This window comes from Streptococcus australis, assembly GCF_901543175.1.
In the GTDB taxonomy this organism is placed as follows: Bacteria; Bacillota; Bacilli; order Lactobacillales; family Streptococcaceae; genus Streptococcus; species Streptococcus australis_A.
This window is the reverse complement of sequence record NZ_LR594040.1, coordinates 430,583-443,727: the sequence shown is the minus strand read 5'-3', so window position 1 is coordinate 443,727 and position 13,145 is coordinate 430,583. Positions and strand designations below refer to the sequence as shown.

Genomic DNA, 13,145 nt, shown 5'->3' with positions numbered 1-13,145 from the left:
CCTAGCCCTCCACTTTTTGGATGCACCAAGCAATTATGGTCTCTAGACGCTCCACATTTTCAGTCAGATGGAGATAGCCCATCACTGCTTCAAAACCTGTAGACATGCGGTAAGTCACCACATCCGCATTTTTAGCCTTTGTATGACTATTGGTATTGCGACCTCGTTTGTAGATTTCTTCTTCTTTTTCCGTCAGGACTTGCTCCTCCAACATGAGGGCAATCAAGTGAGCTTGAGCCTTGGCAGATACATACTTAGTCGCCTCTTGGTGGAGTTTATTGGGCTTGGTCATGCCTTTAAGGATGAGATGGCGACGGATATACATGGAATAAACTGCATCTCCCTCAAAAGCTAGCGCAATCCCGTTAATGAGATTGACATCAATCACGAGTCCACCTCACTCCATCCTTGGTGTCAAGGAGCTTAATTCCTTGAGCCGCCAATTGGTCACGGATTTGGTCTGCTGTCGCAAAGTCACGATTAGCACGCGCTTCTTGGCGCTTTTGAATCAAGGCTTCAATGTCTGCATCCAAAACTTCCTCAACAAAGACAATCCCAAAGACCTCTAACATGGCCGCAAGAGCTTGCTTAACATTTGCATCATAGTTGCCAGAGTTGATCCACTTGGCCATTTCAAAGACAACTGTGATACCGTTGGCAGAGTTGAAATCCTCATCCATAGCAACTACAAACTTATCTTTAAAGGCTTGTAATTCTTGGGTATCCACCGTTCCTGTAAATAGTTGCTCATAAGTATTCTTTAGATACTTGAGATTGGTCTCGGCATCCCGCACTGCTTTTTCCGTAAAGTTGATAGGTTTACGGTAGTGTTGAGTCGCAAAAAAGAAACGAAGCACTTGCCCATCAATGGTCTTAAGGGCATCGTGTACAGTTATAAAGTTGCCCAAGGACTTAGACATCTTGACATTGTCGATGTTGACAAAACCATTGTGCATCCAGTAGTTGGCGAAAGTCTTGCCTGTTTTTGCTTCTGACTGGGCAATTTCATTGGTATGGTGAGGAAACTCAAGGTCGGCTCCACCACCGTGGATATCAATGGTATCACCTAGAATCTCTGTTGACATGACTGAACACTCGATATGCCAGCCCGGACGACCAGGTCCCCAAGGACTGTCCCAAGAAATCTCGCCTGGCTTGGCAGCTTTCCAAAGGGCAAAGTCTACAGGATTTTCCTTGCGAGCCGTTTCTTCATCGGTACGACCTGAAGCACCCAGCTCCAAATCTTCCAAGGTTTTATTGGCCAACTTAGCATAGTTGTGAGATTTTTCCACGCGGAAATAGACATCCCCCTGGCTCTCATAGGCATAACCTTTTTCAATCAAGTCTTCCACAAAACGAATGATGTCAGCCATAAACTCCACTACACGCGGATGGCGAGTCGCAGGCTTGACACCCAAGGCAGTCACGTCCTCACGAAAGGCCGCGATATACTTGTCCGCAATCTCCTGAGGCGTGATGCCTTCTTCCCTTGCGCGATTGATAATCTTATCATCCACATCCGTGAAATTGGAAATATAGGCAACTTCGTAGCCACGGTATTCAAAGTAGCGACGAATGGTATCAAAGGCTACTGTTGAGCGGGCATTGCCGACATGGATATAGTTGTATACAGTTGGCCCACAAACATACATCTTGACCTTGCCGTCCTCGATTGGGACAAATTCTCGCAAATCACGAGACATGGTGTCGTAAATTTTAATCATGCGGTCCACTCCCTTCTCTATTTCTGACTTTTTCGGCTGAAAACCAGCTCTGCAAAAGGGCCAAATTGTCTGAGGCTATCCAGTTGGTAAAAGCGCTGCCCTTCCTCTTGGGTAAAGAGGGAAACCCCCTTTCCTAGGATAAGGGGCGCTATCTGAATAATGAGGTGGTCGAAAAGATCCGCATCCAAGAGCGGTCCTACCAAGGAATTACCACCAACCACAAAGACATTTTTACCTTTGTCAATCTGGTGAACAAAGTCCACCACATCCCCAGCTACTGGCTGATAATTGCTGACAGGCAGGTGCCTATCATGCGTAAAGACATAGTTTTCCGTAGCTTGATAAAAACTTTCTACATCTTGCAAATCTTGGATTTCCTCAAAGGTCCGCTTGCCCATGATGGTGATATCCATTTGCCTGTAAAAGTCATCATAGCCTGTATCCTCTACAGAACCAAGCTGATGCAGCCAGTCTATCCTGTGCTGGCTGTCTGCCAAGTAGCCATCCATGGTGATACAGCCGTAAAAATATACTGCCATTCTTGTAGTTACCTTTCTAGTTCCTTTGCTATTGTCAAAGCGATAGTGAAAAAAGTCATGGCATCAGCTGTCCGCTCTTCTTGGCGGGCATCCCAGGTTCGGTTATGATGATCCACATAGTCAGCTGTGTAGAAGAACTGATAGACCTTGGTCTTGCGAAATTGACTCCAAGCCATGATAGCTGAAGCTTCCATGTCCACCACTTGGGCTACAGCAGCCAAGCGACGCTTGACCTTATCAGGCGTTTCTCGATAAAAGGCATCAGTCATCCAAGACTTGGTGCGGATATGCTCAATGCAAGATTTGTTCAAAGCTTCTTCCATGGTTAAGAGCAAAGTTTCGTCATAAGCTATCTCATCACTTGCAGGAGCGTAATGGTAACTTGTACCTTCATCACGTAGAGCTGAACTTGGTAGGATAATCTTATCTGCCTGAATAGACTGATCTAGAACTCCGCAAGAACCCAAAATAATAAAGTTCTTAAATCCTCTTGCTTTGAGTTCTTCTAAGAGTCCAACAACCATCGGGGCTCCAATCGTAGCTATAGCAACGGCTACCTTACTCCCATCTTTTTCATAGATATACCATGGAAGTTTGCCATTTAGATTGGTTAAATATCCACCTTCGTAAACATTTTCAAACTGCTTTACTCGTTCAACGATTTCTCCATTAAAAGATAAAATAATTGTGTCACAGATTTCTCCACCACCACGAATACTTCGATCAGTTGGTTCGATAACAGCAGGTACATTTTCGAATTCTTCTAATAGCATTTTTCTATTCTTTCTCATTCAGATAAACTACCTGAGTCTGTTTGACAAAGCCAATTTTTTCATACAAGCGCTTGGCACCTACATTGCTATCTTCCACAGCAATCTGAAATTCCTTATCATTTTGCTCAATTAGTTGGTTGACAAGGGATTTTGCTAAATAGCTTCCATAGCCTTTTCCACGTTCAGGTTCCGATATTGCTAAACCGTAGAAGTAATTCGTATCGCTCGATAAATCAATGGTGCAAGTTCCAATGACCTGACCGTTTTTTAATAAAATATATAGGCGACTTTCTGGATCTTTCAGAGCTTCAGCGACATATCTATCCACAACTTCTCTCGATTCATGTTCCTCTGAAAATACCTGAAATTTCAACTGACTAATTTGATCTTGATACGAACTATCTGCTAACAAAACTTCAAGATTGGAAAGCTTTTCTAACAGATAAGGCCTTCTATCCTTACCTAACCAAGTTTCTGTATCCTCGTCCTCGACCAATCCCCAGTTGCTGACAAAATCAGGATAACGGTCTAGAAAAATACGTTCTGTCTGAAAAGTGACTGACCGAATGGGGAAAGAAGCCGTTTCTTTCTCAAAACTAGTAAACAATGCACGCGCAATCCCCTGACGGCGATGATCTGGATGAACCAGTATCGTCACTTCCACATCTTGGTCATCTGCATAGACAGTTAATAAACCAAGAAGTTCGCCTTTTTCATAATAAAGGAAAAAGGCGGGCATGTTTGGGTCAAAATTAAGCATGTTAGAAAGATAGGGATCACGATAGGTAGCGTCATAGGCTTGGCAACAGTTAATTAGTTTTTTCGCCTCAGATAACTCCTCTTGGCTTAACTTGTTTCTTGCTTGAATCATATGGCTATCCTCTACAAACCAGACGATCTGTGGCTGGCTTCACGGGCATGCTCTAGCTTGTCTAGATAGTATTTCCGTTTCTCCTCTACCTCGTGAATGGTCGGCTCATCCTTCTGTCCATGAACTCGGACAATTTTAGCAGGAATTCCGACAACTGTCACATCACTAGGAACATCTGCCACAACAACTGCTGCTGCACCGACTTTGGCATTTTCACCGATTTCCACCGGTCCGATAACTTGGGCATGAGCCGATATGAGAGCTCCCTTACGAACGGTCGGATGGCGTTTGCCACAGTCTTTCCCTGTTCCCCCAAGAGTCACCCCATGATAGAGAAGAACTCCCTTCTCAACAATCGCTGTCTCTCCAATCACCAAGCCAGAACCATGGTCGATAAAGACACCTGAGTCTATCTGGGCACCCGGATGAATCTCAATCTGGGTCCAAAAGCGCCAAAACTGACTGTGCATACGAGCCAGGAGTTTGAAGCCATGATTCCAGAGAAAATGCGAGAGACGGTGGGCAGCCAAGGCCTTGACACCTGGATAGGTCAGTAGAACCTCCAAACTGTTGCGTGCCGCTGGATCATTTTCTTTTACAATATCAATGGTTTCGCGCCACCATCCCATACATTTCTCCTTTTCTTATTCTGAATCTTTTGGTGTTTCTGTAAATTCTTTCTTAGGTTTGTGGTCCTTGTGATGACGTGGACGGTGAGGTCGCTCAGATTTTTCGCCTTTTTCATCATGCTCAGGTTTTGGCGGACGAGGAAGAAGCGCCTTCATAGAGGCATCGATACGGCCTTTTTCATCAATCTTGATAACCTTAACATCGACTTCATCACCGATAGCTACCAAGTCCTCGACACGGTTGGTACGAGTCCAAGCCATTTCAGAAATGTGCACAAGTGCATCTGTCTTATCAAAGAGGTTGACAAAGGCACCAAATTTCTCGATACGAACAACCTTAGCATGGTAAACTTCATCAACTTTGGCTTCACGAACCAAGCCAGCAATGATTTCTTTGGTACGGTTAATGGCATCTTGGTCGCTAGAGTAGATGGACACATTACCTTCTTCGTCAATATCGATTTTAACGCCTGTTTCAGCGATAATCTTGTCGATAGTTTCTCCACCTTTACCGATGACAATCTTAATCTTGTCCACATCAATCTTGATGGTATCAATTTTCGGTGCAGTTGGAGCCAATTCTGGACGAACTTCTGGAATGGTTGCTTCAATCACATCAAGGATTTCAAAACGGGCTTTCTTGGCTTGGGCAAGAGCTTCTGTCAAGATTTCTGCAGTAATCCCTTGGATCTTGATATCCATTTGAAGGGCTGTAATCCCGTCACGAGTACCAGCAACCTTAAAGTCCATGTCTCCAAAGTGGTCTTCCAAACCTTGGATATCTGTCAATACTGTGTAGTTGTTTCCATCTGAGATAAGTCCCATAGCAATACCAGCTACTGGCGCCTTGATTGGCACACCACCAGCCATAAGGGCAAGCGTTCCCGCACAGATAGAGGCTTGAGATGAAGAACCGTTTGATTCCAAGACTTCTGCTACCAAACGGATAGCGTATGGGAATTCTTCCAAACTTGGCAAGACTTGAGCAAGGGCACGCTCACCGAGAGCACCGTGACCAATTTCACGACGACCTGGTGCACCGTAACGACCCGTTTCCCCTACAGAGTATTGAGGGAAGTTGTAGTGGTGCATAAAGCGTTTCTTGTACTCTGGATCCAAACCATCAATGATTTGAGTTTCACCCATTGGGGCCAAGGTCAAGACTGAAAGAGCCTGAGTTTGTCCACGAGTAAAGAGACCGGAACCGTGCACACGAGGAAGGAAGTCAACCTGCGCATCTAAAGGACGGATTTCATCGACCTTACGACCGTCAGGACGAACCTTGTCTTCTGTGATCAAACGGCGCACTTCAGCGTGTTCCATTTGTTCCAAAATTTCAGCCACATCACGCATGATACGGTCACATTCTTCGTGGTCTGCATATTTTTCTTCGTAAACTGCGGTTACGTGGTCTTTGACTGCTTGAGTTGCAGCTTCACGAGCCAATTTTTCTTCTACTTGAACCGCTTTTTGGAGGTCGCTGTTGTAGGCTGCGATGATTTCAGCCTGCAAGTCAGCATCCACATGAAGCAGTTCCACTTCTGCTTTTTCTTTACCGACAGCAGCAACGATTTCATCTTGGAAGGCAATCAATTCTTTAACGGCTTCATGTCCTTTAAGAAGGGCTTCCAACATGATTTCTTCTGACAATTCTTTGGCACCAGACTCTACCATGTTGATGGCGTGCTTGGTACCAGCTACTGTCAATTCAAGAAGAGATTGCTCTGCTTGTTCTTGAGTAGGGTTGATGATGATTTGACCATCGACATAGCCCACTTGTACCCCAGCGATTGGTCCGTCAAATGGAATATCTGAGATAGACAATGCCAAAGATGAACCGAACATGGCTGCCATTGGTGCAGAGGCATTTTCATCATAAGAAAGCACAGTGTTGATCACTTGCACTTCATTACGGAAACCTTCCGCAAACATAGGACGAATTGGACGGTCAATCAAACGCGCTGTCAAAGTTGCATCAGTTGAAGGACGTCCTTCACGTTTCATAAAGCCACCAGGAAACTTCCCAGCCGCATACATTTTTTCTTCGTAGTTTACTTGAAGTGGGAAGAAATCCCCAGTTGCCATCTTCTTAGACATAACGGCAGCAGTCAAGACAGTTGACTCACCGTAACGCACGACAACAGAGCCATTTGCTTGCTTAGCAACCTGGCCAGTCTCTACAACCAACTCACGACCCGCAAAAGTCGTTTGAAACACTTGTTTTGTCATTAAAATCCCCTTTGGATTGATGAAATTATACGCCTTGCCTACAAAGATCAAGATATTTTGGACGGTTCGGCTTGCCGAACATTTCTGTAGAAAAATAGGAAGGTGACGCCGCACTCGATGAGTGCTAGGAAGCTTATCTTTTTTCCTAAGAAATGAGGCCAAAATTCAATTAAGTATCTTTTTGATCTTTCCCTGAAATAGTGCGGACGGGAGGTAAAATTATCCAGTGGGTGATTTTAGAAATCCAGTGGAATTTCATCCCTAATTTTTGAGCCAAATGTCTCAAAAATCCCGTCTTAGATAATAACATTGTTATCATCTAAGATACCACTATAGCGTGAAATATCTTTTAATACTCACTTCGTTCGTATTTTTTATAGACACCTATTATCAGGTTTTAATAAAAAACTTCTATAACTTCAATACCCTCATCTTTGTATCAAGTACGTACAGAGTCTATTTTATCATATTTTTCTTAAAAAGTGCGGGCTTTTCTATTAAAAAGGAACCATCCCCCTCGCTTGAGAAGAATGGTTTGCTTTTTATTACCCTAAAGACTGATGATTAAACAAGGCATTGGTTGCTTGGTGGATGTATTTCGCTGTTTCAGCATTGTTCATGGTGTAGAGATGCACACCTGCGACATCCTGAGTGACCAAGTCCACGATTTGATCCACTGCGTAGGCAAGTCCTGCTGCTCTGAGCGACTCAGGGTCATGCTCATACTTGTCTAAGATGGCCTTAAATTTACGTGGAAGGTGGATATTCTCACACGTTTTCAAGAGACGAAGCGCTTGGTTACGGTTAAGAATAGGCATGATTCCCGCATGAATGGGAACATCAATACCTGCCAAGGTACACTTATCTTGGAAATCATAGAAACGCTCATTATCAAAGAAAAGTTGAGTTACGAGACTTGAGCAACCTGCATCCACTTTCTTCTTGAGATTTTGAATATCTGAGATTTGGTTTGGTGAGTCTGGGTGCCCTTCTGGATAGCAAGCTCCTACAATATCAAAATGCGGCGCTTGTTCCTTGATGAACTCAATCAAGTCCGTTGCGTAGTGGAAATCCTTTTGCGGTTCCACATCAGGAATGATGTCCCCACGTAGAGCCAAGATTTTTCGCACACCAACCTTGTCCAAGTCCGCAAGTGTCTCTGCAACCTTCTCCTTGGTCAGATAGATAGCTGGCAAGTGGGCAATAGTTGGAATCGCCAAGTCATTCTGGATAAAGTCAGCCAAACGAACCGTTGTTTCCTTGATATTAAATTTATTATTGCTGGCAGTCACACTGATAAAGTGCGGTGTCAACTCCCGCATATCCTGCAAGGCTGAAATAATTTTATCATTACCCACTGCTGGGTTTGGAGGGAACACTTCAAATGAAAGTGACGGCGTTTGGCGTGACATAGTCATTATCCTTTTCTTTTTGATTTCATTATTGCTGAGCCAGCTAGGGCCAAGCTGTTCCTTGATCAGTCAGGGTCAAGAGAGAAATCGAATCTTACAATTTCTCACGCGCAGCTTTAGCTGCTTCAACAAGGCGGATCAAGCTTTCTTTTGTTTCTGGGATACCACGTGTTTTCAAACCACAGTCAGGGTTAATCCAAACTTTCTTGCTTGGTACTTTGGCAAGGATGGCTTCGATGGTGTGGTCGATTTCGCCTTCGTTTGGCACACGAGGTGAGTGGATATCGTAAACCCCAGGTCCCACTTCTGTTTGGAAGTTTTTCGCTTTTAGTTCATCCAAGATTTCAAGGTTTGAACGGCTGGCTTCAAAGGAAATAACGTCCGCATCCATGTTGTCGATAGCTGGGATGATATCTGTAAATTCTGAGTAACACATGTGAGTGTGGATTTGTGTGTCTGGCGCTACTGTTGAGTGTACCAAGCGAAAGGCTGGAATAGCCCAGTCAAGGTAGTCTTCGTACCAGTCGCTACGACGGAGTGGCAATTTCTCACGAAGAGCAGCCTCGTCGATTTGAATGATTTTCACACCTGCAGCTTCAAGGTCAAGAACTTCATCCTTGATGGCAAGAGCGATTTGAAGAGTTGAGTCCTTGATAGAGATGTCTTCACGTGGGAATGACCAGTTAAGGATGGTAACCGGTCCAGTCAACATACCTTTGACAGGTTTGTCAGTACGGCTTTGAGCGTAGCTAGACCATTTGACAGTGATTGGGTTGAGACGAGTCACATCACCCCAGATGATTGGTGGTTTCACCCCACGCATACCGTATGATTGTACCCAACCATTCTTAGAGAAGAGGTAGCCAGAAAGGTTTTGACCGAAGTACTCAACCATGTCGTTACGCTCGAACTCACCATGTACCAGTACGTCAAATCCTACTTCTTCTTGCCATTTGATCCATTCGTCGATAGTTTCAGCAAGAAATGCATCGTATTCTTCTTGTGACAGTTCACCCTTACGGTAAGCCAAACGTTTGGCACGAACTTCCTTAGTTTGAGGGAATGAACCGATAGTTGTTGTTGGAAGGGCTGGAAGTTTGAAGGTTTCTTCTTGGATCGCTTCACGTTCTGCAAAGGCTGGTAAACGAGTGTAGTCTGCATCTGTCAATCCAGCGATACGCGCACGAAGTTCAGCATTTTCACCCACACGCTCAGTCGCAAAGAGAGCTTTGTTAGCAGCAAGAGCTTCTGCACCTTGACCGTTGCGAATAGCATCCAAGTCACGAATTTCATCTAATTTTTCAACTGCGAAAGCAAAGTGGTTCAAGATAGCTGGTTCAAATTCTTCGTTAGCAGTTGTAAATGGCACATGAAGAAGTGAGCATGAGCTTGTCAATACGATGTTTTCAGCTGGAATTTGCTCAAGAATAGCCAAGCTCTTTTCGTAGTTGTTACGCCAAATGTTTTTACCATTGACAATACCTGCATAAAGAGTCTTGTCAGCTGGGAAGCCACCTTTAACGAGTTCAAGAGTTTTCTTACCTTCAACGAAGTCCAAACCGATGGCATCTACTGGCAAGTTCACAAGGTCAGAGTAGACGTCACGCACATCACCGAAGTATGTTTGAAGCAAGACTTCAAGACCTTTTTTATCAGCCAAGAGTTTATTGTAGAGGTTCAAGAAGAGAGCTTTTTCTTCAGCTGTCAAGTCTTTGACAAGAGCCGCTTCGTCGAGTTGGATGCGAGTCGCACCAAGTTCCGCCAATTTAGCAAAAACTTCTTGGTAAGCAGCTACTAAGCTGTCTACGAAGTCTTCTGCTTTCACGCCTTCTTCAAAGTCTGATAATTGAAGGAAAGTGAATGGACCTACAAGAACTGGACGAGTGTTCAATCCAAGTTCTTTTGCTTCTTGAAACTCATCAAAGATCTTGTGACCTGCAAGTTTAACTTGAGTGTCTTTTTCAAATTTAGGAACGATGTAGTGGTAGTTGGTGTTGAACCATTTCTTCATTGGAAGGGCACGAACATCCCCTTTTTCTCCTTGGTAACCACGACCCAAAGCAAAGTAACGCTCAAGGTCAGACAAGTCCAAGTTTTGAACGGATGCAGGTACCACGTTGAAAAGGAAAGCTGCATCTAAGAAGTTGTCATAGTGAGAAAAGTCATTTGATGGAATTTCAGTGATGCCCTTTTCTTTGACAATGTTCCAGTGTTTAGCACGCAATTCTTTAGCCGTAGCCAAGAGTTCTTTTTCTGAGATTTCTTTTCTAAAGTATTTTTCAGTTGTAAATTTTAATTCGCGGAATTCACCCAAACGAGGGAAACCGATGATCGTAGTTGACATGATGTGTCCTCCAAAATTTGTTGTTGAAACTATCTTAACAGAAAAGAAACTGTCTGTATAATTGTAAATAATTAGGCTTTGATATAGTTTGAAACTATATCACTTTTTTGAACAAAAGAAAAAGACTTGAGACCAGTGTCTCAAATCCTTTGTATAGCTTGTTTAGTGGCTGTATTTTAGTTAGAATGCTCAAACGAGCTATTGATGATTCTCATCAGTGACTATGACTTGCTATTAGAAAAGACTATAGGTCTATCCCCTTCTCTCGGAGATTTGCCAGACACTCCTCATAGTATCTTGCATCATGTTCGCTATAGATAGGATTCCCCAACTTTTCCTCAGGCAAGTCTTCATAAGCTGGACAAATTTTACCTCGGTAGTTTTTATCCAGCCACTCTGGACTGACCTTATAGCCTCGGTTAGCCATCTCCTTCATGATCAAGTCATGGTAGGCATAGAGACGATAGGGCGAATGGGTAAAGACATAGTCCACTGTCGCATGCTTTCTACCCCAGCCATTGCCACGCAGGGCGCAACACTCCCGATGTTGCCCCAAAAGTTGAGGACGGGGAAGGTGTGAAATCAAAGCCTCATGCCAAAGTCTCATGGGCGTCTCCTTTCAGTAAAGTCGAATGTTGCAAGTAGGTATTGGGATAGCGATCCAGCAAGTCTCGAGTCTTAGCGATCAAGTCTTTCTTAGAAGTTTGACCAAAGCGGTAGCGATCCAGCAAGAGCATATAGTCCTTGCACTCAACATCTGTCGCTTTCTTTTTGAAATAGCCCCAAATATGCTGAAAGGCATTGCAAACCTGACCCCTGTGTTCTGGGATTTGACAGGCACGGTCGATTAGTTCTTGAACATGACTTACCTCCACCACTTCATTCTTGAGATATTGGCGAATCTCATTGTAAATATTGCTGGAATGGCTCAAAACAAGGTATTTATTTCTAGCCCAGAGTTGTTGACACTGGGATTTTTGATTAGTTTGTTCCATGTTTCTCTTTACTTTCTATCAGTTTCCAGGAAATATGGAAACAAAATTGTATCTTGGTCTTATTTCAAAAAATAAGCGAATTATGAGCGAATAAAGAAGCTATCATTACTAACTGTATGGAACATTTTCATCTTCTACAAATTTCCATAGATTCAAGAAACAAAGTAATAATTTTCTTTTAATTCACGAAAACGGTCAAAACTGAGAATACCCTCATTTTGTAGTCTGCCTAAAACGACGCTAGGATGAATATCTATCTCCTCTGCAAAACGTATGATATCCGACTTATCAAAGTTTCCTTTTTCAACAAAAGCCTGATAGTCTTCTGATCTTATTAAAAGATCTTTTGCAAACTGATCTGCCTCTTCCTCAGAAAGTCGGTAGGATTCGCTATTTCCATCATCAGATGAAAAATCATTCTCCAGAATATGTCCTATCTCATGGAAAAGTGAGAACCAGAAAATATCTGATGCTTTGTTTCGATCCGTGAGTAAAAGCAAGGCACTGCCATTACTGAATTTTTTAGTTGCTCCATTCAGATTGGCATTTGGCAAAGCAGGTAGACCGACTAAAACAACACCACAATCAAGTAAGATATCGTACAAGCGCTGTGGAAAGATTTCTGGGTCCTGTCTGGTCAACTCTCTCAAGGCAGGCAAGCTTTTCTCTAACTTTCTGCGATTGAGCTTGATAGTTGTTGTATCACGTGCTTTTTTAGATGCCAACTCCAGCATGATATTGGAGTTGACTATACTTTTAGTCGTAAACTCACGCGTATTCCGATAGCTGACTAGATGGTTAAACGATGTAAGGTTTTCTAGACTTGCCACACCTAAAATCTTGCGAAGCTCGACAATCTTTTCCTTCAAACTATAGCGTTTTTCTGGAACGTAGCCTTTTTCCTTAAAATACTTGAAATCAATCATCTCACCGATTTCTTTCTCGCTACCTTCTTCAAGCTCTCTTTCCTCTGCGATCTCAGCCACTTTTACATCATAAGCATTTTGAAGATTGAGCCAAGTTTGCATGGAAACTCCGCTTAGCTTGGCTAACTTATGAGCCGTTTCTTTACTAATGGACTCCTCAGCATTGACGATCTTGCTGACAGTCTTTGCTGAAACTCCCAAACGCTCCGCAAATTCTTTCTGCGTTACGTTATAATCTTCAATCAACTCTTCAACATACTGACCTGGATGAAAAGCAATCAGGTCTTTGTATTCAACAATTTTATTACTCATAGTGATTGCTGACCTCCTCTATTTTTAGGATTTCGATTTCAATAGGATTTGGAAACACCTTTTCTAGGTCCTCCTCACGAAAACCGACAATCAACCGATAGGAACTTTTCCGACCATCTATATCCAAAGCAAACTGTCCCTGTCTCTTTCCCTTGAGTTGGTGAAAGTGGTACTTAGGAAAAGCTGTCACACTAGCCAAAGAATCTGCCACTTCCAAAAAGTTAATCAGCTGATGCAACTTTACAGCAACCTTATCCGAAAAATCCTTTTTCGCCTGTCTTAGCTCTGTGCACTGCTTTTTAACAGTTTTGTTTGTATAGATAAGCTTCATAAGTCCCTTTCTGTCAAATTAAATTACCTTTTTGGTAATTTAATTATAACATAAATAAAA

The 13,145-nt window shown here is 43.1% G+C and carries 13 protein-coding genes; all 13 read right to left on the bottom strand.

The genetic code is table 11. From position 1 onward, the window contains the following. Position 1: 1 nt before the first annotated feature. Positions 2–388, bottom strand: a complete 387-nt coding sequence (locus FGK98_RS02290) for a Mini-ribonuclease 3 (RefSeq protein ID WP_138099855.1) — start codon at positions 386–388, stop codon at positions 2–4. Continuing rightward, positions 381–1,724, bottom strand: coding sequence for a cysteine--tRNA ligase (gene cysS / locus FGK98_RS02285; RefSeq protein ID WP_138099854.1), 1,344 nt, complete (start codon positions 1,722–1,724; stop codon positions 381–383). The genes FGK98_RS02290 and cysS overlap by 8 nt, the downstream gene beginning before the upstream one ends. A gap of 17 nt (positions 1,725–1,741) precedes the next feature. Further along, on the bottom strand, positions 1,742–2,263 hold the full coding sequence (locus tag FGK98_RS02280) for a dihydrofolate reductase family protein (RefSeq protein WP_138099853.1): 522 nt from the start codon (positions 2,261–2,263) through the stop codon (positions 1,742–1,744). Between the two features lie 8 nt (positions 2,264–2,271). After that, positions 2,272–3,036, bottom strand: coding sequence for a nucleoside phosphorylase (locus FGK98_RS02275; protein WP_138099852.1), 765 nt, complete (start codon positions 3,034–3,036; stop codon positions 2,272–2,274). Between the two features lie 4 nt (positions 3,037–3,040). Continuing rightward, positions 3,041–3,907, bottom strand: a complete 867-nt coding sequence (locus tag FGK98_RS02270) for a GNAT family N-acetyltransferase (protein WP_138099851.1) — start codon at positions 3,905–3,907, stop codon at positions 3,041–3,043. 11 nt (positions 3,908–3,918) lie between these two features. After that, entirely contained in the window at positions 3,919–4,536 is a 618-nt protein-coding gene (cysE, locus tag FGK98_RS02265; protein WP_138099850.1) for a serine O-acetyltransferase, read from the bottom strand. Positions 4,537–4,551: 15 nt separating this feature from the next. Then, positions 4,552–6,765: a polyribonucleotide nucleotidyltransferase gene (gene pnp / locus FGK98_RS02260; protein WP_138099849.1), complete on the bottom strand. Its 2,214-nt coding sequence runs from the start codon at positions 6,763–6,765 to the stop codon at positions 4,552–4,554. A 545-nt stretch (positions 6,766–7,310) separates the two neighbouring features. Further along, a complete protein-coding gene (metF, locus tag FGK98_RS02255) occupies positions 7,311–8,177 on the bottom strand; it encodes a methylenetetrahydrofolate reductase [NAD(P)H] (RefSeq protein ID WP_138099848.1) in 867 nt (288 codons plus the stop codon). A 94-nt stretch (positions 8,178–8,271) separates the two neighbouring features. Continuing rightward, positions 8,272–10,521 carry a 5-methyltetrahydropteroyltriglutamate--homocysteine S-methyltransferase gene (gene metE, locus FGK98_RS02250; protein WP_138099847.1) on the bottom strand — a complete coding sequence of 750 codons (2,250 nt, stop codon included), beginning with the start codon at positions 10,519–10,521 and terminating at the stop codon, positions 8,272–8,274. A gap of 244 nt (positions 10,522–10,765) precedes the next feature. Beyond that, the gene (locus FGK98_RS02245; RefSeq protein WP_138099846.1) at positions 10,766–11,128 is read right to left on the bottom strand and encodes a TIGR02328 family protein; all 363 of its coding nucleotides are present in this window, start codon (positions 11,126–11,128) and stop codon (positions 10,766–10,768) included. Then, complete coding sequence (locus tag FGK98_RS02240; protein ID WP_138099845.1) at positions 11,112–11,516, bottom strand: YbgA family protein; 405 nt, start codon at positions 11,514–11,516, stop codon at positions 11,112–11,114. The genes FGK98_RS02245 and FGK98_RS02240 overlap by 17 nt, the downstream gene beginning before the upstream one ends. Before the next feature lie 152 nt (positions 11,517–11,668). After that, the gene (locus FGK98_RS02235) at positions 11,669–12,754 is read right to left on the bottom strand and encodes a HigA family addiction module antitoxin (RefSeq protein WP_138099844.1); all 1,086 of its coding nucleotides are present in this window, start codon (positions 12,752–12,754) and stop codon (positions 11,669–11,671) included. After that, positions 12,747–13,085, bottom strand: coding sequence for a type II toxin-antitoxin system RelE/ParE family toxin (locus tag FGK98_RS02230; RefSeq protein WP_000767874.1), 339 nt, complete (start codon positions 13,083–13,085; stop codon positions 12,747–12,749). Before FGK98_RS02230 ends, FGK98_RS02235 begins: the two co-directional genes overlap by 8 nt. Positions 13,086–13,145: the final 60 nt, after the last annotated feature.